Here is a 21,882-nt window from a genome sequence, read left to right on the forward strand (position 1 = left end):
GCTTAAATTTTTAATTTTGTCGAATAGGTAAAAATACTATGTTTTATAATATTATAAAGAACTTTTTTCTTAAAAAAAATGTTATTAAGCGATTAGCAACTCAAAATTCGTTAGGTTCAAACGATAAAGTGTTGACGGTTGGAGTTTTAGTAGACGAAACATATTTCAATGAAACTAGTCAATTAGTGGAGCGAATTGTTTCACAGGGAATTCAAGAAAGTAATATTTCTATCTTAGTTTATAAAGATAAAATTAAAAAGAAAGAAGTAATAAACGAACCTTTTTTGTCTTTAAAAAATATTTCGATTTCAGGAGAAATTGATAAAAAAGAAGTGAACGACTTTATTAATACATCGTTTGATTTATTAATTAATTATTACGACGTTAATAAAAGTGGATTGTTACTGTTGTCAACAAAATCAAAGGCTAAATTTAAAGTAGGATTTGATACGGTTGACAAACGAGTGAATCATTTTATCATAAAAACGCTTGTTGAAGATTTTAATGAGTTTGTTTTAGAGTTGTTTAAATATTTGAAAATTTTAAATAAAATATAAAAAATGCAATCATTTATTGGTACAGGTGTTGCTTTAGTTACACCATTTAAAAAAGATTTTTCGGTTGATGTTGATGCTTTAACTCGAATTGTAAATCATGTAATTGAAGGAGGAGTAGAGTATTTAGTAGTTTTAGGAACTACAGCAGAATCAGCAACGTTATCACAGGATGAAAAAGAATTAGTTATCGATACGATTATAAAAGCTAATGCAGGAAGATTACCTTTAGTTTTAGGAGTTGGCGGAAATAATACGCACAAAGTAGTTGAAGAATTGAAAACAAGAGATTTTTCTCATTTCTCAGCAATTTTATCAGTTTCACCATATTACAACAAACCAACGCAAGAAGGTATTTACCAACATTTCAAAGCAGTTGCAGAAGCGTCTCCTATTCCAGTTATTTTGTATAACGTGCCTGGAAGAACAGCAAGTAACATGTTGCCATCAACTGCAATTCGAATTGCAAATGATTTCAAAAATGTAATCGGAATTAAAGAAGCGGCTGGCGATATTGTACAAGCAATGAAATTAATTCAAACAAAACCAGAAGGATTTTTAGTAATTTCTGGCGATGATATGATTACTTTACCAATGGTTTTAGCCGGTGGAGCAGGTGTGATTTCGGTAATTGGAGAAGGTTTTCCAAAAGAATTCTCCGAAATGGTGCGTTTAGGATTGCAAAGAAAAGTAGATGAAGCGTATAAATTACACTATTTATTAGCAGATAGTATCGATATGATTTTCGAACAAGGAAATCCTGGAGGAATTAAAGAAGTCTTTAAAGCATTAGGATTATCGGAGAATACAGTTCGATTGCCACTTGTAAACGTAAATGAAGATTTAGCTACAAGATTGCATAATTTTACAAGAAAATTAAGTTAAAAAAAAGATTTTTATAGTAATTAAATAATGCCTAAATTTGCAGTTGCTTTTTAGGTGACATCTTATTGATGTTTATAAAGAAAAAATATAAAGCCAAATGAATAAATTTTTTAGTTTCCTTATTCTTACCATTTTATTGGTGTCATGTAGTCCTTATCAAAAGGCTTTAAAATCAGATGATGTTGATTTGAAAGCTGCTGTTGCTAATAGAATGTATGAAAGGGGTAAATATGAAAAATCACTTCGTTTATATGAGCAAGTAGCACCAGCATATAAAGGGAAACCAACATCAGAAGCTTTTTTTTATAATTATTCAAAAGCGTTATATAATACCAAACAATATTATTTAGCTGGATATCAATTTGAAAATTATGTTGTTTCATATCCAAAAAGTGATAAAAGAGAAGAAGCAAGTTTTTTAGCGGCTGAGTGTTTTTATAAATTGTCACCAGCGTATAGTTTGGATCAGTCGGATACTGAAAAGGCATTAGATAAGATGCAAAGATTCATAGATAATTATCCTGAATCTCAGTACATCGCTACCGCAAATGGATATGTTAAAGATTTAAGAGAAAAACAAGAAAAGAAAGCGTTTGAAATAGCGAAGCAATATCATAAAATTGCAGATTATCGATTAGAGTATAATGCCGCTCTAAAGAGTTTGGAAAATTTCATTGCAGACTATCCAGGTACACCTTACAAGGAAGAAGCTATGTTTTTGAGATTTGATACTGCATATCGTTTTGCTAAAAATAGTATCGATTTAAAAAAAGCTGAACGTTACAATGCTGCTAAATCATTATACAATAGTTTGATTAAATTTAAGCCTAATACAAAATTTAAAGAAGAAGCTGATAAAATATTGGCCGATATTGAACAAGAATTAAAACAATTTTCTAAATAAAAGTAAATCATGGATTTAAAGAAAACAAATGCTCCTGTAAACACTATTACTTACAACAAAAGTAAATTAGAAGAGCCTACTGGAAACATTTATGAAGCGATTACTATCATGGCAAAACGTGCTAACCAAATCAATACTGAAATTAAAAAAGAATTGATTGAAAAATTAGAAGAGTTTGCTACATATAACGATAGTTTAGAGGAAGTTTTTGAAAACAAAGAGCAAATTGAAGTTTCAAAATTCTATGAAAAATTACCTAAGCCACATGCTTTAGCTGTACAAGAGTGGGAAGAGGGGAAAATCTATTACAGAGAAGCTAAATAAATCAATATGTCTGTTTTAAGCGGTAAAAAAATCTTGCTAGGTATATCTGGTGGTATAGCTGCTTATAAAACAGCCAACTTGGTTAGATTATTCATAAAAGCAGGCGCACAAGTACAAGTTGTAATGTCGCCTGCTTCTTTGCATTTTGTTACGCCACTTACTTTGGCAACCCTTTCCAAGAACCCAGTTTATTCTACTTTCTACAACGAAGAAGAAGGAAATGGGGAATGGAATAATCACGTAGAATTAGGATTATGGGCTGATTTAATGCTTGTGGCTCCAGCTACAGCAAATACCCTTTCTAAAATGGCAAATGGAAATTGCGATAATTTATTAATTGCAACTTATCTCTCTGCTAAATGTCCTGTCTATTTCGCACCTGCAATGGATTTGGATATGTACAAACATCCTTCTACTTTGGATAGTTTTCACAAGTTAAAATCATTTGGAAATATTATAATTCCTGCTGAAAGTGGAGAATTAGCAAGTGGTTTGTCTGGTGAAGGAAGAATGGCAGAACCTGAAAATATTTTTTCGTTTCTGGAACGTGATTTACTAGAAAAATTACCACTTAAAGGAAAGAAAATTTTAATTACCGCTGGTCCAACCTATGAAGCTATTGACCCTGTGCGTTTTATTGGAAATCATTCTTCAGGTAAAATGGGATTTGATATTGCAAATGAAGCGGCAAATAAAGGAGCAGAAGTTATTCTAGTAACTGGACCAACACATCTGAATGTACAAAATTCAGCTATTAAATTAATTCGAGTAACATCGGCACAAGAAATGTACGATGCTTGTCATGAATTTTATAATAGCGTTGATGTCGCTATTGCAGCAGCAGCTGTTGCAGATTATCGACCAAAAAATGTTGCCGAACAGAAAATAAAAAAGAATGAAGCAACGTTCTCTATAGAGCTAGAAAAAACAAAAGATATTTTAGCTTCTTTAGGTGAACAAAAGGAAAATCAATTCTTAATTGGATTTGCATTAGAAACTGAGAATGAAATTGAACATGCAAAGCAAAAAATCCAGAAAAAAAACTTAGATTTGATAGTTTTAAATTCTTTAAATGATAAAGGAGCTGGTTTTGGAATGCCAACTAACAAAGTAACTTTTATCTCAAAAGATTTTACTATTGAACCTAAAGAATTAAAATCTAAAGAAGAAGTAGCTCAAGATATTATTAATAAAGTAATTCAATTTTATGATGCGTAAAGTATTACTAGTAGTGGTTTTCTTGTTTTCATTAGTTAATGTGTTTTCACAAGAACTAAAAGCAACGGTATCTGTTAATTACCAACAAGTAGCGAATGGTAACCCACAACTTTTTAAAAATCTTGAAACTCAGGTTAAAGAATTTTTGAATACCACAAAATGGACTACTAAAGAATATACTGATGTAGAAAAAATAGAATGTAACTTCTTTATCAATGTAACATCCTACGGCTCTAATGTTTTTGAAGCAACATTACAAGTACAATCTTCAAGGCCAGTTCTAAACTCTACTTTAGTAACGCCAATTTTAAACATAAACGACAAAAATTTCACTTTTCGATTTATCGAATTTGAAACTATGATTTACGATCAAAACTCGTTTAATTCCAACTTGGTTTCTGTGTTAGCATTTTATTCTAATATGATTATTGGAATGGATATGGATTCTTTTGCTTTAAATGGTGGTTCAAAATATTTAGAAGTAGCTTCAAATATTGTTAACTTAGCTCAATCTAGTGGATATAAAGGATGGTCACAGTCTGAAGGAAATAATAACAATCGTTATTTTTTAATTTCTGATATGTTATCAACCACTTTTGCCCCTTTTAGAAAAACCCTTTATGAGTATCATAGACAAGGTTTAGACATCATGAGTGACGATGTAAAAAAAGGAAAAGAAAATATTGCAAATTCAATTGAAATACTTGCGGAAATTCAAAAAACTAGACCAAATTCATTGTTAGTCCGAACATTTTTTGATGCTAAAGGAGATGAATTAGTTTCTATTTTCTCTGGTGGACCACAAACTAATAACACTAAATTACTAGAAACTTTAAATAGAATTTCTCCTCTTAATTCTCAAAAGTGGAATAAAATAAGGTAGTTCAATCGCTTAATGAATATTTAACTTATGTTGCTTTCACTTTCCATAAAAAATTATGCGTTAATCGAATCGCTTGAAACTGATTTTTCCAATCAGTTTTCTGTTATTACAGGAGAAACAGGTGCCGGAAAATCAATTCTTCTTGGTGCTTTAGGTTTGGTTTTAGGAAATAGAGCCGATTTAACTTCTTTAAAAGATAAAGAGCAAAAATGCATTATCGAAGCACAATTTGCTATTTCTAATTATAATCTTCAATCTTTTTTTGAGGATAATGACATGGATTATGAAGATAAAACCATCATTAGAAGAGAAATTTTACCTTCTGGAAAATCGCGTGCTTTTGTAAATGATAGTCCAGTAAATCTTCAAGAATTGCAAGAATTAGGTGCGATGTTGTTAGATATTCATTCCCAACATCAAACCAGAGAACTTACAGAAGAAAACTACCAAATAGATATTTTAGATGCGGTTGCCAATAATGGAGAATTCGTAAATTCATATAAGAATTCATTAGCTGATTTCAAATTGACTCAAAAGGAGTTGAAACAATTCGTTTCTGAAAAAGAAGCTTTAATTAAAGAATATGAATACAATTCTTTTTTACTAAACGAACTTTTAGCTGCCAATTTAGTTGAAGGCGAACAAGAATCATTAGAGCAAGAGTTAGAACAACTTAGCAATGTTGAGTTTATAAAAGAAAATTTCGACCGAATATTAGCTATTGCCAATGAAGAGCAAGTAGGAGCTATTGTAAACTTGAAGGAAATCAAATTTGCACTTCAAAAAGTGGCTGCTTTTTCTAATTCAAATGCACAATTATTAGAACGTTTGACGAGTAGTTTACTCGAAATTGAAGATATTATTTCGGAATGCGAACAAAGTAATGAAAAGATTTTAGCCGATCCTGAGCGATTAGAATTGGTAAATACAAAACTACAAACCATCTATAATTTACAGAAGAAACATCAAGTGCAAACGATTTCCGAATTGTTGGTAATTCAAAACGAGTTGGATGCAAAAGTTATTCGTGTTGATGATTTGGATGGTACCATTAATAAATTACAATCTGAATTAAATTCGAAACAACAAAAAGTTGATGAAATAGCAAAATCGATTTCTGAAAACAGAAAGAAAACCGCTCCAATTTTAATTGAAAAAATTAAAGCAATTTTATCACAACTAGGAATGTTGGAAGCTAATTTTCAAATCGAAATCAATCATACCGATTCTTATAATACAAAAGGAAAAGATGAAGTGGTTTTACTATTCTCGGCAAATAAAGGAACGAGTTTTGGTTTGTTAAAAAAAGTAGCTTCAGGAGGAGAAATGTCGCGAATCATGTTGGCAATAAAAGCCATTTTAGCGAATTATTCCAAACTACCAACCATCATTTTTGATGAGATTGACACAGGTGTTTCGGGAGAAATTGCCATTAAAATGGGTGAAATAATGAAAGATATGAGTGCTTCTATGCAAGTATTTGCCATTACGCATTTACCACAAATTGCAGCTAAAGGAAATTCTCATTACAAGGTTTCAAAACGAAATGTAGGTGAAACTACAATTTCAGAATTAAATTTGTTAACATCAGAAGAAAGAATCCAACAAATAGCCGAAATGTTATCCGGAAAAGATATTACCGATTCGGCTTTACAACACGCAAAAGCTTTGTTGAATTAATTTTTTAAAGTACTTTTGCTTACTATTTTAAACGAGAACAAACCAATTATAAAAATAGAATAAGATGATTATTGAACCAAGAATGCGAGGATTTATTTGTTTGACAGCTCATCCAAAAGGTTGTGAACAAAATGTAAAAAATCAAATTGAATATGTAAAATCGAAAGGAAAAATCAACGGACCAAAGAGAGTTTTAGTAATTGGAGCTTCAACAGGTTTTGGTTTGGCTTCAAGAATTACAAGTGCTTTTGGTTCTGATGCAGCAACTATTGGTGTGTTTTTTGAAAAAGAACCTTCAGAAGGCAAAACAGCTTCTCCAGGATGGTACAATTCAGCCGCTTTTGAAGTGGAAGCTCAAAAAGCAGGATTGTATGCAAAAAGTATCAATGGTGATGCATTCTCAAACGAAGTAAAACAACAAACTATCGATATGATTAAGGCGGATTTAGGTCAGGTTGATTTAATCATCTATAGTTTAGCTTCTCCAGTGCGTCAACATCCAGTAACTGGTGTTCTACATCGTTCAACTTTAAAACCAATTGGAAGTACTTTTACTAATAAGACAGTTGATTTTCATACAGGAAATGTAACTAGTGTTTCAATCGAACCAGCTAACGAAGAAGATATTGCAAACACAGTTGTTGTAATGGGTGGTGAAGACTGGTCAATGTGGATGGATGCTTTAAAAGGTGCAGGAGTTTTAGCAGAAAGAGCAACTACAATTGCTTATTCTTACATAGGACCTGAGGTAACTGAAGCAGTTTACAGAAAAGGAACTATCGGAAGAGCAAAAGATCATTTAGAAGCAACAGCTTTTGAAATTACAGAGAAGTTAAAAGATATTAATGGAAAAGGATATGTTTCAGTAAACAAAGCGTTAGTAACTCAGGCAAGTTCGGCAATTCCTGTAATTCCATTATATATTTCATTGCTATACAAAATAATGAAAGCTGAAGGAATTCATGAAGGTTGTATTGAGCAAATCCAACGTTTGTATGCGGATAGATTGTACACTGGAAATGCAGTTCCAACGGACGATAAAGGAAGAATCCGTATCGATGATTGGGAAATGAGAACTGATGTTCAAGAAAAAATTGCTAAACTTTGGGGAGAATCAACTACAGAAACTTTAGTAGAACTAGGAGATTTAGCAGGATATAAGCAAGATTTCTTAAATTTATTTGGGTTTGGATTTGACGGTGTTGATTACGAAGCGGATACTAATGAAATGGTAATGGTGCCAAGTATTAAATAATTAACACATTTTACATAAAAATTGTTATAAAACCCTGACTTAGTTAGGGTTTTATTGTTTTTATCGGTTTTTTTTGTTTTTCGTCGATTTTTTTTTCGTATAGTTTTTTTGATTTTTTTTTTAACTTTTGAGGTATAATTAAATCATTAAATTTGTTTTAACATAACTTAAAATATAAATACATGAAAAAAATTACTTTATGGTTGTTTTTCGCTCTTTTAACCTGTTGGCAATTAAATGCACAAACGTGTAGCCAAACATTTACAGCTACAGGACAAGACGATGACCCAACAGTTTTAACAATTAATGCGGCAGACATAACTTGTTATGGAGCTAATCCATTAACTAGTTTAAGATTAATAAATCCAGCAGGAAGTTTAACTTCTGGTTTTTGTACTGCTGATGGTTCGAGTTGGTATGGCTTTGATTTATCAATTGATGGTGGACCAATTATTACAGGTTGTGCGGCAGCTTTCAATAATTTAGACATAACAGGGTTCACTACTTTAACAATTACTTCACATGATGATGATGTTTACTCAGATGGAGTAACTATAACAATAGGTGTAGAGGCTACTTTTGTGCCTATGACACCACCATCTTGTGTGACAGTGTCGTCTCCAGTAAATGGAGCTATTAATGTGAGCTCAAGTGTTGTGTCATGGCCAGCTGCTTCAGGTGGTGCAACAGGTTATAGGCTAAGTGTTGGATCTTCACCTAGCGCTACAGATGTTTTAAATAATTTTGATGTAGGTAATGTACTTTCTTATTCATTAACTGGTCTAGTAGGAGGTTCAACTTATTATGTTACGGTTTTTCCTTACAACTTAAATGGTGCAGCAACAGGATGTGTTGAGAGTAACTTTACGACATGTGATGTTTTTACAGTTCCTTTCTTAGAAACTTTTGATTCTACATCTTCTTCAGAATCTTGTTGGTCTGTTTTAAATGTAAATGGTGATGGTGATTCTTGGAATACAAATTACTCTAATTCACCAATCACGGGTGATCAATCTGCAAACATATATACTGACTTTAATGGTGGAGCAAATGACGATTGGTTGATTTCTCCTCGTATTACTTTATCTGGTAATCAAAGATTAGTTTTTAAATACAAAGTTCAAAGTTCTTTTGAGCCTAATGATTTTAGAGTGTTGTTATCAACAACTGGAAATGCTCCTGCTAATTTCACTACTGAATTAGCATCTTTGGCAAGTTATTCTAACACTACACCAGAAACTATGGCTTTAGATTTGAGTGGTGTTTCTGGTGATGTATATTTTGCATGGCATGTTCCTTCTGGAGGTCTTGATGGATGGAGAATATACATTGATGATGTAACAGTTGAAGATATTCCTGCTGTTGCTCCTAGTTGTGTTGCTATTACTTCGCCAACTACTGGTGCTATTAATGTAATGAATTCAATTGTAACATGGGCTAGTGATTTAGATGCTACTGGTTACAGAATAAGTGTTGGATCTTCATCAGGTGCAACAGATGTTTTAAATAATTTTGATGTTGGTAATGTTTTATCATATTCATTTCCTACAGATCCTGGATCAACATATTACGTAACCGTTTTTCCTTATAATACTTTTGGTCAAGCGACAGGCTGTACAGAAATTAACTTTACAACATGTGATGCATTATCTGTGCCTCATTTAGAAACGTTTAGTACTTTTTTACCATCTTGTTGGCAAGCTGCTGATAACGGAAACCTAACAACGGGTCCAGATACATTTGGTACTTCAAGTTGGGCCGCTGATGGTTTTGGTAATACAAGTGGTACAGGAGCATTTAAGATTAATATAGACTTTACTGGTGACAATGATTGGGTTATTTCTCCAATTGTTAATATACCAGCAGCTGGATACGAATTGAAATTTGATGCTGCTGTTACTCAATGGAATGGAACAGGTGCTCCAACAACACCATGGGAGGCTGATGATTTTGTTCAAGTCTTGATATCAACATCTGGTTTAAATAACTGGACAGTTTTATACACATACAATAATACGAATGTTCCAGCACCAACTGGAGCAACAAATGTGATTAATCTTAATGCATATGCGGGTTTAGATGTTCGTTTTGCTTTTAGAGGAGTAGAAGGTGCTGCTGATGGTGGAGCTGATGTGGATTTCTTTGTAGATAATTTTGAAGTAAGATTAACTCCGGCGTCAGTACCAGCTTGTGCAACTAATGTTGTAGCAACACCTAATGCAACATGTGGTAATTTTGCAAACGCTATTACTTGGGATGCAGTTGCAGGAGCTGATGGTTACAATATAACTATTGGCACAACGACTGGAGGAAATAACGTTGCAAATAATGTTAATTTAGGAAACGTATTGTCTTATTCTTTCAGTGGAAATGCTAATACAACTTATTATTTTACAATTTCACCTTATAATGGTGTTGGGCCAGCTACAGGTTGTTCTGAGGTCTCTTTCACAACAAGCTTAAATGGATGTTTTTGTATTCCTACTTACACAAATGGTGGAACTGGAGATAATATTACTAATGTGGTAATTGGTTCTTGGTCTAACGCATCAACTGGTAATGTTACACCTTATTATGAAGATTTTACTACACAACAACCAGCTCCAATCGCTATTCCTACATTAACTGCGGGTTTAAATTCAACAGTTGCTGTTACAATGGGTACAGATGGGACTCAATATAGTAGAGTTTGGGTTGATTTTAATCAAAACCTAACTTTTGAACCTTCAGAATCATTTTCTTTAGGAACAAGTGTAGCTGGTGGTGGAACTGCTAACATTGTTGTTAACGTGCCTGCTGGTGCAACTTTAGGAGTTACTAGAATGAGAATTAGAGGGGGTGATGATGCTGCTATTCTAAATACACAAGCTTGTGGAGCTTCTTCAAGTACATATGGACAAACAGAAGATTACCTAGTTAATATATTGCCAACTCCAGCTTGTTTACCTCCAACAGCTTTAAATGCAACTGCTGTAACTTCTTCTTCAGCTAATTTAGGTTGGACAGAAGCAGGAACTGCAACTGTGTGGGATGTAGAATGGGGAACTTTCGGATTTACTCCAACTGGAACACCAACAATTGCTAATGCTACTAATACACAACCAATTTCGTCATTGAGTCCTAATACAACATATAGTTTTTATGTAAGAGCTAATTGTGGTGCGGGTGGTTATAGTACTTGGTCTGGACCGTTTAGTTTTACTACTTCTTGTGTTGCAGATAACGTGCCTTATTCTCAAAATTTTGAATCGGCAACTGTGCCAGCTTTACCTTCTTGTACAACACAACAAAATGTAGGAACTGGTAATCTTTGGACTGTTCAAAACAATCCTGGCTATGGATTTACTACAAAGGCATTACGTTATGCTTGGAATGGTTCAAATGCAGCTAATGTTTGGTTCTATACAAATGGAATTAATTTAGTAGGCGGAACTACTTATAAAATTACTTATGATTACGGAGGAACCGGAACTACTTACCCAGAAAAATTAAAAGTTTCTTATGGTAATTCAGCTAATGCTGCTGCAATGACAACTTTATTAGCTGATCATCCAAACGTGAATAGTTCTACTCCGGTTAATAATATTGTTAATTTTACACCAGCAACATCAGGGGTATATTATTTCGGATTTAATGCTTATTCAATAGCTGATCAATTCTATTTATTTGTAGATAATATTGTTGTTGATGTGGCTTTATCTAATAGTGATTTTGATAATTCAAATTTCTTAGCTTATCCAAATCCAGTTAGAGATATTATAAATATTTCTTACACAACTGAAATATCTTCTGTAAGAGTTATCAATATGATAGGCCAGGAAGTAATTTCAAAGAATATTAATGCTACTTCAACTCAGGTTGATATGTCTGAATTAAGTGCTGGTACATATATTGTGAATGTGACAGTAGGTGACTCAGTTAAAACATTGAAAGTTATTAAACAATAATAAATTAAATTGAGTTAATGATTAAAGTCCCGATTTATCGGGACTTTTCTTTTATTATATTTGTAAAAAATTTAAGATGTATTTTTCGTTTATAGTTCCGGTGTATAACCGACCAGATGAGATTGATGAATTACTTGAAAGCTTAACTAAGTTTACATCAACTATTCCTTTTGAAGTAGTAATTGTTGAAGATGGTTCAACTATTCCTTGTCAGAATATAATTGAAAAGTATGCTGATAAATTAACTATTTCCTATTATTTTAAACCAAATTCAGGTCCAGGAGATTCTCGAAATTACGGAATGAAAGTTGCTCAAGGCGATTATTTTATTATTCTTGATTCTGATTGTATAATACCATCGGATTATTTATCTCAAGTTGAGAAAAGTTTAAATGAAGAATATGTAGATTGTTTTGGAGGTCCAGATGCAGCATTAGATTCGTTTTCCGATATTCAAAAAGCAATTAATTTCACGATGACTTCTTTCTTAACTACAGGAGGAATTAGAGGAGGAAGTGAAAAAGTAGATAAATTTCAACCTCGAAGTTTTAACATGGGATTATCCAAAAAAGCATTTGAAGCATCAAATGGTTTTGGAAATATTCATCCCGGAGAAGATCCTGATTTATCTATTCGATTGTGGAATTTAGGTTTCAAAACGAAGTTAATTAAAAACGCCTTCGTGTATCATAAACGAAGAATCAGCTGGGAAAAGTTCCAAATCCAAGTCAATAAATTTGGAAAAGCGCGACCAATTTTAAATTCATGGTATCCAGAGCATAAAAAAATTACATTTTGGTTTCCAAGTTTATTTTTATTAGGCTTTCTATTCTCTGCGTTATTGGTCATTTTTAAAATTTACTTTTTTATTGGTGTTTACGGATTATACTTTTTGTTATTATTCATAAGCTCATTACTATCCAATAAAAGTCTCAAAATAGCGTTATATTCGGTATGGGCTGCCTTAATTCAGTTTTATGGTTATGGAAAAGGATTCTTTCTTTCCTACTATAGAGTTGAGGTGTTAAAGCAAGAGCCTCAAAAAGCATTTCCAGAGTTATTTTTTAAGAAATAAATATGACTAAAATAATTGGTTTAACAGGCGGAATTGGAAGTGGAAAATCTACTGTTGCAAATTATATTGCTTCAAAGGGAATTCCGGTGTACATAGCTGATGAAGAAGCCAAAAAAATTATGGAGAGAGAAGATGTCAAACAAAAAATTCAAAATTTGTTTTCTGATTCGGTACTCAATCCTGATAATTCACTTAATAGAAAAAAAATTGCCGAATTCGTTTTTAACAACCCAGAAAAGTTAAAAGAGTTAAATGCAATTGTACATCCCGAAGTTCAACTCCATTTTAAAAATTGGGTAAAAGAACATGAAAATTTTCCCTACATAATCAAAGAAGTTGCCATCCTTTTTGAAACAGGTGGTAATAAACAATGTGATAAAGTTATTTTAATCACTGCTCCCGAAGAACTTAGAATAGAAAGAGCCATGAAACGTGATAATGTAACAAAAAAGGACATTTTAGTTAGAATTAACAATCAACTTCCTGAGTCAAAAAAGAAAGAATTGAGCGATTTTATAATAGAAAATATAAATTTGAGCAATACTTTCTTAAAAATCGATGAAATTCTTAAAATATTAGCAAAACTTTAAAAAAAGGTTTATATGTTAATCTTTGGTTAATGTATTTTAACAAGAAATGTTAAAATGTTAAATTTGTTTCGATGAATAAGTCAAGATTTAGATTATTGGTCTTTTTAATGAGTTTGTCATTAATTGGAATCATCTTAGTTCAATTGTATTGGATTTCCACTTCTTTGGATAAAAATGAAGAGGAATTCAAATATCACGTTCAGCAAGTTTTAGGAAATGTTTCAAACACAATTAAAGAAAAAGAGTTAGTTTCTTTTTACAATTACTATAATAAAATTATTGATAGTACAGGGAAAATTCCAAAGGAAGAGGAATTGAAAGAAATTTATTTCTATGAGCGTGATAAAAAAACAAATGAAACAATAATTTACACCAATACTCTAGTAGCCGAAAACTACGGTATTAATGGTTCGTTCTTTGATAAAAATGCAAATTCAGTTAATTTTGGAAACGTGGTTTCTAAAAGAAAAACAGAAATTTTTAATGGAAATACTATTAATGATGGAAGTTTACAAATGCGTTCCTTTCCAGATGTAACGATAAAAAAATCTGGAAGTGTTTCTAGCTTGGATAAAGCCAATTTTGAAGTTGCTTTTAAAGATGTTGTTTCTTTAAAACCTTTGCAAGAAAGAGTTTCAACAGAGCAATTAGGTAAATATTTAAAAGATGAACTTCATAAATATGGTGTTAAAACTCCTTTTGAGTTTGGTATTTACAGTAATGGTTTAGCAACAAAAGTGCGTTCTGAAGACTTCAAATATGATGTGAAAACGACTTATGGAATTCCTGTTTTTCAGGACAATGAAGGGATGTCTAAATATCAATTATTAGTCAGTTTTCCTCAAAAAAATAAATTTGTATTCTCTTCTTTAATTGGAATTTCGAGTTTGTCATTATTGTTCACATTGGTTATCGTATTAACGTATTCTAGTGCGTTGAATCAATTAATCAAGCAGAAACAAATTTCAGAAATCAAAACCGATTTCATTAACAATATGACACATGAGTTCAAAACACCTATTGCGACCATTAATTTAGCTTTAGATGCCATTAAGAACCCAAAAATCATTGAAGATAGAGAAAAAGTACAACGTTATCTTCAAATGATAAAAGAAGAAAATAAACGTATGCACGCTCAGGTTGAAAATGTATTGCGTATTTCTAAATTAGAGAAAAACGAACTTGATATCTCAAAAGAGCCAAGAGATGTAACCGAAATAATTGAAGATGCCATCGAACATGTTAGTTTAATAGTAGAAGATAGAGAAGGAGTTGTTCATTCGCATTTTAATGCACAACGAAGTACGATTCTATTAAACGAGGTACATTTTACGAATGTATTAGTAAACGTGTTAGATAATGCTATAAAATATTCGCCAAACGCGCCTGTAATTGATGTTTTTACAGAAAATATAAAAGACTTTATCCTGATAAAAATACAAGATCAAGGTGCCGGAATGACTAAAGTAGCACAAAAAAGAGTTTTTGAAAAATTCTACCGTGAGCATACGGGAGATTTACATAATGTAAAAGGTCATGGGTTAGGATTAGCCTACGTAAAACAAATAGTAGAAGATCATAATGGTCAAATATTTGTTGAGAGTGAAAAAGGTAAAGGAAGTACCTTTATTATTAAAATGCCATTAATAAATTAAAAAATATACATACAATTACTATGGAAGCAAAGAAAATATTATTAGTTGAAGACGATCCAAACTTTGGTGCGGTTTTGAAAGATTATTTAATGATAAATGATTTTGAAGTTACGTTGGCTAAAAACGGAATGGAAGGTTTTGAGAAATTCAAAAAAGACACTTTCGATTTATGTATTTTAGACGTAATGATGCCATACAAAGACGGATATACTTTGGCTAGAGAAATTCGCGAGAAAAATCAAGAAGTGCCTATTATCTTTTTAACGGCTAAAACTTTGAAAGAAGACGTTTTAAAAGGATATAAAGTAGGAGCGGATGATTATTTGAATAAGCCTTTCGATTCTGAAGTACTTTTAATGAAAATCAAAGCGATTATTCAAAGAAAAGCAACCGAAGTAAAACCAGATACTACTAAATTTGAGTTCGAAATTGGTAAATTCCACTTAAACTCAAAATTACGTTTCTTAACATATCCTGGTCAAGAGCCAATTAAATTATCTCCAAAAGAGTGCGAGCTTTTAAAAATGTTAGCACTTCACGAGAACGATTTAATGCCAAGAGAGTTAGCATTAACCAAAATTTGGAGAGACGATAACTACTTCACATCAAGAAGTATGGACGTTTATATCGCTAAATTGAGAAAATTCTTAAAGCAAGATGAAAACGTAGAAATCTTAAACATTCACGGTGAAGGTTTTAGATTAGTGATCAAAAAATAATAAAAAAAGTCCTGAAGTAATTCAGGACTTTTTTTATTCAATAATTTCTAAAGCATAACAAATCTTATCGTCTTTGGTAATAATATAAGTGTTTTCATTTTTCGAAATCACCGCTTCATCATTCCAATTTAATTCTTTTAAGAAATTCATTTCAAAACCCTTTATGTGTTGTTTTAAAACGAATTTTCTATCCATAGTATTCAAACACCATTCCAAGTATTTTACATTGTTAGCGTGATTTACAATATCCAAATCGGATAATTGTACTTTATAATCCAATACTTTTTCAAACGGAATATCTAAGTTAATACGCTTTACCGATTTCTCAGTTGCACTATGTTCTGGATATTTTATAAAATGTTCGTGTGGCAAAGCTAAATTTTCAGGTCTTCTAATTTGCGTATTTAAAACTGCCCAATACGTTTCGCACCCAGCTAATTTTTCATCACCACGATACAATTCCAAACAACGTGTCGAACGCGAATTTTCTAACGATTTAATCCACGTTTTTACCGTTACTTTTTCTTTCCATTTGGGTAAACTAATAATTTCCAAACGCATTTTACTCATTACCCAAGCTTGATGATGTTCTTGCATATCGCTAAAACTTATTCCACCTAAATCAGCATGAATTCCGGCTGTGATTTGAAAAATATTACATAACTCAGTATATTTCAACAAACCATTTGGATAACATTGCAAAAAGTTGATTTCGTATTCTTGTTCTAAAATAGAAGTAAAATTGGGTGAAATTGGCATTATAATTTTTTTATTTTTTGTAACACAGATTATTAAAATTATAGAAATTATAATAATTTTTTAAATTTATTCAATCTGTGTTTCTTTATTATTAATTGTATTGTTTACAGAATTTATAATCTCGTTTCTATCGGTTAAATAATCAAACCAACTCACGTTTTCGGTTCGTTTAAACCAAGTGATTTGTCTTTTTGCAAAACGTCTGGTATTCATTTTGATTTGTTCGATGGCGAAATCTAATGTTGTTTTTCCATCAAAATAATCGAATAATTCTCTGTAACCAACCGTTTGTAAGGCATTCAAATGTTTGTTTGGATATAAAGATTGCGCTTCTTCTAAAAGTCCTTCATTCATCATAATAGCAACACGTTGGTTGATTCTATCGTACATGATTTCTCGTTCGGCTTCTAAACCAATGATGATAGGAGTGAAGTTTCTCAAATTTTTTCGTTTTCCAATAAAACTCGAATAGGGTTTTCCACTTCCAATGCAAACTTCAACAAAACGTTTCATTCGTTGCGGATTTTGTAAGGTTTGCGGATTTTCAGTTTGTAACTTTTGGTAATATTCCGAATCTAGTTTTTGGAGTTGCTCTTGTAAATAGGTAATTCCTAATGCATCATATTTAGCATTAATTTCAGTTCGAACTGAATCATCAATATCTGGAAAATCATCAAAACCTTTTAAAAGAGCATCGACATATAATCCAGAACCGCCCACCATTATTTGAATGTTGTTTTTCTGAAATAATTCGTCTAATTTAGCTAAAGCTTCTTGCTCAAAATCACCTACCGAATAACTTTCAAAAATCGATTTGTTTTGGATGAAATGATGATTAGCTGAAGCTAATTCTTCATCACTTGGAACAGCCGTACCAATTTTCATTTCTTTAAAAAACTGACGACTATCGCACGAAATAATATCGCAACCAAAATGTTGAGCTAAAGCAATACTTAATGCTGTTTTTCCAATGGCTGTTGGGCCGATAATGGTAATAAGATAGTTCATTAAAAACGAATTATTTTATATACTTTATGTTTTCTAATGTAAGATTGTATAATTGTTTTCGTATCGCGATTGTGTTGCATTGGAATGATGATGTTTTTCAAAATTTCAATGTTGTTTACCTGATAATTCAAATCGTAAAAACAGTAGCCTTTATAAATACCATTTTCAATTAAAACTGCGGTTCTTTCATCGTAAGTTCTGCCTCGGTCAAGAATTACCATGTTGTTATTTTCAAATGAGTTTTCTTCGATGAATTCTAAAACGCGTTCGTTGTAACTTTCTGGATTTTCTTCACCAATACAAGCGCCATTACATTCTTTAATTTTGTATTGAAAACATCCGTTTTGAGTATCATATAAACCATTGATTTTCTGACACAAATTGTGTTTTTCTGTAATCTTGAACAACGCATTTTTTCCTTCTTGTAACGAAGTAAAAGAGGTTATTTCTTTTTTTCTACCATCCGCTTTTTCAATGGTTAAAGCGATGTAGCCTTGTTCGTTTTTGTGTTGATACAAAGCATATTGAAAAATGCTTTTTCGTTGCGCTCTATTATAAATTGGCTTATTGATTTTGATTTCTTCGCTTTCTTTTAAAAGTGCTATCAATTCACTTCCCGTTTCTTCAAAAGTTACAGTATAAACATCGCGTTGTATTTTTTTACTTTTGCTTGAAGTTCCTGTAAAATGTTGATTAACGCGTTTTTTGATATTTTTGCTTTTCCCGATGTAAATCAAATCGCCTTTTTCATTGTGAATGTAGTAAATACCAGTTTTTGAAGGTAAATTTTCTACGATATCCAATAGTTTTGGAGATATCCCCGATTTGATTTCGGTTTTAATGAAACTTTTTACGATTTCTTTCTCGATGTCTTTTACCAACAACATTTTGAATAATTTCACTGTAGCTAAAGCATCACCACTTGCACGATGTCTATCTGCCATTGGGATTCCAAGCGAACGCACCAATTTCCCTAAACTATACGATTCTTGACCTGGAATTAACTTTTTAGCCAATTCCACAGTACAAAGTGTTTGTTTTTTGAAATCGTAACCTAAACGTCTAAACTCGGTTTTTAAAATGCGATAATCGAAAGAAGCATTGTGCGCTACAATCACACAGCCTTCTGTAATTTCAATAATTCTTTTGGCTACTTCATAGAATTTTGGAGCACTTCTAAGCATAGCGTTATTAATCCCAGTTAACTTCACAACAAAAGGTTGTATCGGTTTTTCGGGATTTACAAGGCTAATGAATTGATCGATTACTTCATGACCATCAAATTTATAAATGGCGATTTCGGTAATTCCTTCTTCGTTGAATTGGCCTCCTGTGGTTTCTATGTCGATTATTGCGTACAAAAAAGTGATTAGTAATTAGTGAATAGTGATTAGTTTTTTTTATTCAATTTTCTCTTATCTGGATCCAAAGATACTACTTCCAATTCGAACCATTGTACTTCCGCATGAAATTGCTAGTTGATAATCGCCCGACATGCCCATGGAAAGAATTGTGAATTGTGAATTGTGAATTGTGAATTTGTCAAAAATCGTTTTTAGATGCTTGAATTCTTTTTCGATTTGGTTTTTATTTTCGGTAAATGTTGCCATTCCCATTAAACCGACGATTCTGATGTTTTTTAATTGTTTGATTTCTGTAGATGATAAAATCTCATCTAATTCTTGTTTATCTAAACCAAATTTACTTTCTTCTTCGGCAATATACACTTGTAACAAACAATCAATTACGCGATTATTTTTAGCGGCTTGTTTGTTGATTTCTTGCAGTAATTTCAAACTATCAACTCCGTGAATCAAACTCACATAAGGCGCCATGTATTTGACTTTATTCGTTTGCACGTGACCAATCATGTGCCATTCAATGTCTTTTGGCATGACTTCCCATTTATCGGTCATTTCTTGGATTTTGTTTTCTCCAAAAATACGTTGGCCAGCATCATACGCTTCCATTAAATCCGCCACAGGTTTGGTTTTTGAAACTGCAACCAATGTAACGTGTGCTGGAAGTTGGGATTTTATGGTATTGAGGTTTTTAGCTATATACATGAATCTTGTAAATTTAATTGAATATGAATTTTTCCATTTTCTTTATTCGGAATATAAAATTCTATACTATCTCTGTCTATTTTTAATTTTGTGTCAAAATTTGGACCTTTGTACATATCACTAAATAACACAAACATTTTTCCCATATCACTTTGGAATAAATTTCCCAAAAAGGTATCATAACAATTATTTGACGAACAATTGTATCCAACTATATTATTTTTCTTATCGATTGATATAACTGAAAAATCATTTGAAATCAATCGATTTGTGAGAAAAAGGAGAAGTGTGTTTTCATTTTCATACAATACATCTTCATATTCTTTTCCTTCAATTTTTACGTTATAATTTTTTACTTTCTCTAAAATGATTGCATTTCCTGATAGATATTTTATAACTATTGGTTTATAGTAGCATAAAACTATTATAAAACCAACTATAGAAAGTACTATAAAAGCTATAATCTTTTTCATTTTTAACTTTTCATGCTTCCTTCTTCGTCAAAATGACAAACTTTGAAATTTATGGTATTGAGGTTTTCTTTAATTTTCATTTGGATAATGATAATGTAAAAGTGCTTTATTTATTGTCTTAATTCTTTTTCTTAATTTTAATTTGAATTTATTTTCTATTTCTCTGTTGCTTTTTAGCTCTTCTTTATTTAGCTCAATAGTTATAGTGTCTCTTTCTGTTGAATTTGGTAGTACTTTATAAATAATCAATTTTAAATAGAAAGGTTTGTCATCATAATAGTAATATGAATATTTGTAACCAATAGTATAATCATTTGTCTGTTTCTCTTCTTCAAAGAATTCACCTTTAATAATTTTTTTTGATATTGAATCTTTAGGATTAAAATAGGTTGTTACAAAAATAAAATCAACTAATCCATTTTTCCTTTTTGCACTCCCTTCAGCTTGGATTTGAATAGAGTTCAGTTTTGATGTTATGCTATCAATCTTTGTAATTGATAATTTTTCATTTTGCGAAAAACAAAAGTTAACAAACAATAAAAAGAATATTATTTTTTTCATTTTTATGTGATTTATTTCATCTGTTCGCTATCGCTCGAGTCTCCTTCGTCGAAATGACAAAGTTGTGTCTTTTTTCTTTTTTCTTGCTTCTTTTCTCTAAAAAACTACAACTCATACACCACCAAACCACTTCTAAACTTAGGTTCGATATACGTTGATTTTGGAGGCATGATTAAATTGTTATCGGCTAAGGCTTTTATTTCATTGATATCGGAAGGGTAGAGCATGAAGCCTACTTCAAATTCGCCTTCGTCGATTAAATCTTTAATAACAGAAATTGATTGCTTTCCTGGAATGTAATCAATGCGTTCGTCATTTCTTAAATCTTCGATTCCTAATAAAGGGAAAAGGACTTTGTCGTATAAAATTTGAGCATCTAAATTATCCAAAATAGAAGCTTGTTGGTGATTTTCTTTTTTGTAAAACAAAGCGTAAAAACTACCGTCTAAGTACATTCCAAATTCAAACTTGTTTTGCGGTTTCCAAATTTCTTGGTCTTTTGCTTTAATGATGAAGTTTTCGGATAGTCTTTTGATGAATTCTTCTTTGTTTAAACCATTCAAATCGTGAATTAATCGGTTGAATTCGTAAATTTTTACGTTGCTTTCGGCGATTAAGAAACTCATGAAATAATTCAGATTTTCGTTTCCTAAATGCTTGTCTTGTTCGTACAACAATTCCGCCGAAGCCGAACGATGATGTCCGTCTGCTATGTATAAATTCGGGATGTTTTCGAAATGTTCTTGCAACCAATCGACTTCACTTTGGGTATCAATTTTCCACAATGTATGCTTTTCTTTATTGGTTGTCGAATATTCGTAAACTGGTTTGCTCTTTTTTCGTAACGCAATAAAGGTGTTGATTTCCACACTATCAGGATAGGTAATCAAAACTGGTTCCGTATTAAAATTCGTTTGATGCAAATAATCTTTGAACAATTCTACTCGATATTGCAGCGTATCTTCATGTTTTTTGATTACGTTATTTTGGTAATCTTTCACCGAAGTTCCAGCAATAATTCCAGTAAAAGTTTGTCCTTTTGACTGAATTTCGTACAGATAAAAAACAGGATGTTCTTCTTCAATTAGAATTTGGTCGTGCTTGAAATCTTGATATTTATTAGCAACGGCTTTAAAACGTTTTTCCAATGACACTTTTTGCGCATTGGCATAAGCAGGATGAATCACATGTAAAAACGAATACGGATTGAAATCCAACCAAGCAGCAAGCTCAGCCGAACTATAATCGTCATATGTTCTACAGGTTACCAAAGCCACTTTGTCTGGCGCTGGTCGTACTGCTTTGAAAGGTTTTATTTTGGCCATT

Annotated in this window: 20 protein-coding genes; 13 read left to right on the plus strand and 7 right to left on the minus strand. The window is 31.8% G+C overall.

Annotation, left to right across the window (positions count from 1 at the left end; genetic code table 11):
- The first annotated feature begins 38 nt into the window (after window positions 1–38).
- From IM755_RS09450 to IM755_RS09510, 13 genes are all read left to right on the plus strand, one after another.
- Window positions 39–557, plus strand: coding sequence for a DUF6913 domain-containing protein (locus IM755_RS09450; protein WP_194096165.1), 519 nt, complete (start codon window positions 39–41; stop codon window positions 555–557).
- A gap of 3 nt (window positions 558–560) precedes the next feature.
- Entirely contained in the window at window positions 561–1,439 is an 879-nt protein-coding gene (gene dapA, locus IM755_RS09455; protein WP_194096167.1) for a 4-hydroxy-tetrahydrodipicolinate synthase, read from the plus strand.
- A gap of 97 nt (window positions 1,440–1,536) precedes the next feature.
- A complete protein-coding gene (locus IM755_RS09460; protein WP_194096169.1) occupies window positions 1,537–2,343 on the plus strand; it encodes an outer membrane protein assembly factor BamD in 807 nt (268 codons plus the stop codon).
- A 9-nt stretch (window positions 2,344–2,352) separates the two neighbouring features.
- Window positions 2,353–2,667, plus strand: coding sequence for a DNA-directed RNA polymerase subunit omega (locus IM755_RS09465; RefSeq protein ID WP_026726592.1), 315 nt, complete (start codon window positions 2,353–2,355; stop codon window positions 2,665–2,667).
- Window positions 2,668–2,673: 6 nt separating this feature from the next.
- Entirely contained in the window at window positions 2,674–3,885 is a 1,212-nt protein-coding gene (gene coaBC / locus IM755_RS09470; RefSeq protein WP_194096171.1) for a bifunctional phosphopantothenoylcysteine decarboxylase/phosphopantothenate--cysteine ligase CoaBC, read from the plus strand.
- The gene (porD, locus tag IM755_RS09475) at window positions 3,875–4,768 is read left to right on the plus strand and encodes a type IX secretion system protein PorD (protein WP_194096173.1); all 894 of its coding nucleotides are present in this window, start codon (window positions 3,875–3,877) and stop codon (window positions 4,766–4,768) included. The genes coaBC and porD overlap by 11 nt, the downstream gene beginning before the upstream one ends.
- 27 nt (window positions 4,769–4,795) lie before the next feature.
- On the plus strand, window positions 4,796–6,448 hold the full coding sequence (gene recN, locus IM755_RS09480; protein WP_194096175.1) for a DNA repair protein RecN: 1,653 nt from the start codon (window positions 4,796–4,798) through the stop codon (window positions 6,446–6,448).
- Window positions 6,449–6,512: 64 nt separating this feature from the next.
- Window positions 6,513–7,703 carry an enoyl-ACP reductase FabV gene (fabV, locus tag IM755_RS09485; RefSeq protein ID WP_194096177.1) on the plus strand — a complete coding sequence of 397 codons (1,191 nt, stop codon included), beginning with the start codon at window positions 6,513–6,515 and terminating at the stop codon, window positions 7,701–7,703.
- A 182-nt stretch (window positions 7,704–7,885) separates the two neighbouring features.
- The gene (locus IM755_RS09490) at window positions 7,886–11,650 is read left to right on the plus strand and encodes a T9SS-dependent choice-of-anchor J family protein (protein WP_194096179.1); all 3,765 of its coding nucleotides are present in this window, start codon (window positions 7,886–7,888) and stop codon (window positions 11,648–11,650) included.
- A 76-nt stretch (window positions 11,651–11,726) separates the two neighbouring features.
- Window positions 11,727–12,725 carry a glycosyltransferase gene (locus IM755_RS09495; protein ID WP_194096181.1) on the plus strand — a complete coding sequence of 333 codons (999 nt, stop codon included), beginning with the start codon at window positions 11,727–11,729 and terminating at the stop codon, window positions 12,723–12,725.
- Window positions 12,726–12,727: 2 nt separating this feature from the next.
- Complete coding sequence (gene coaE, locus IM755_RS09500) at window positions 12,728–13,315, plus strand: dephospho-CoA kinase (RefSeq protein WP_194096183.1); 588 nt, start codon at window positions 12,728–12,730, stop codon at window positions 13,313–13,315.
- A gap of 71 nt (window positions 13,316–13,386) precedes the next feature.
- Window positions 13,387–14,970, plus strand: coding sequence for a sensor histidine kinase (locus IM755_RS09505; protein ID WP_194096185.1), 1,584 nt, complete (start codon window positions 13,387–13,389; stop codon window positions 14,968–14,970).
- 20 nt (window positions 14,971–14,990) lie between these two features.
- Window positions 14,991–15,689, plus strand: coding sequence for a response regulator transcription factor (locus IM755_RS09510; RefSeq protein ID WP_026726583.1), 699 nt, complete (start codon window positions 14,991–14,993; stop codon window positions 15,687–15,689).
- A gap of 33 nt (window positions 15,690–15,722) precedes the next feature.
- Here IM755_RS09510 and IM755_RS09515 read toward each other — a convergent pair whose 3' ends face one another.
- The 7 genes from IM755_RS09515 to IM755_RS09545 form a co-directional block, all read right to left on the minus strand.
- Window positions 15,723–16,448, minus strand: a complete 726-nt coding sequence (locus tag IM755_RS09515) for an acyl-[acyl-carrier-protein] thioesterase (RefSeq protein WP_194096187.1) — start codon at window positions 16,446–16,448, stop codon at window positions 15,723–15,725.
- A gap of 66 nt (window positions 16,449–16,514) precedes the next feature.
- Complete coding sequence (miaA, locus tag IM755_RS09520; RefSeq protein WP_194096189.1) at window positions 16,515–17,456, minus strand: tRNA (adenosine(37)-N6)-dimethylallyltransferase MiaA; 942 nt, start codon at window positions 17,454–17,456, stop codon at window positions 16,515–16,517.
- Window positions 17,456–18,817, minus strand: coding sequence for an exonuclease domain-containing protein (locus IM755_RS09525; protein WP_194096192.1), 1,362 nt, complete (start codon window positions 18,815–18,817; stop codon window positions 17,456–17,458). The genes miaA and IM755_RS09525 overlap by 1 nt, the downstream gene beginning before the upstream one ends.
- Window positions 18,818–18,871: 54 nt before the next feature.
- Complete coding sequence (locus IM755_RS09530; RefSeq protein WP_194096194.1) at window positions 18,872–19,522, minus strand: YggS family pyridoxal phosphate-dependent enzyme; 651 nt, start codon at window positions 19,520–19,522, stop codon at window positions 18,872–18,874.
- The gene (locus tag IM755_RS09535; RefSeq protein WP_194096196.1) at window positions 19,513–19,995 is read right to left on the minus strand and encodes a hypothetical protein; all 483 of its coding nucleotides are present in this window, start codon (window positions 19,993–19,995) and stop codon (window positions 19,513–19,515) included. Before IM755_RS09535 ends, IM755_RS09530 begins: the two co-directional genes overlap by 10 nt.
- A 69-nt stretch (window positions 19,996–20,064) precedes the next feature.
- Entirely contained in the window at window positions 20,065–20,556 is a 492-nt protein-coding gene (locus IM755_RS09540; protein ID WP_194096198.1) for a hypothetical protein, read from the minus strand.
- Window positions 20,557–20,660: 104 nt separating this feature from the next.
- Window positions 20,661–21,881 (minus strand): DUF1015 domain-containing protein, encoded by a 1,221-nt coding sequence (locus tag IM755_RS09545; RefSeq protein WP_194096200.1) that lies wholly within the window; start codon window positions 21,879–21,881, stop codon window positions 20,661–20,663.
- Window position 21,882: the final 1 nt, after the last annotated feature.

The sequence above is a fragment of the Flavobacterium proteolyticum genome, assembly GCF_015223105.1.
Taxonomy (GTDB): Bacteria; Bacteroidota; Bacteroidia; order Flavobacteriales; family Flavobacteriaceae; genus Flavobacterium; species Flavobacterium proteolyticum.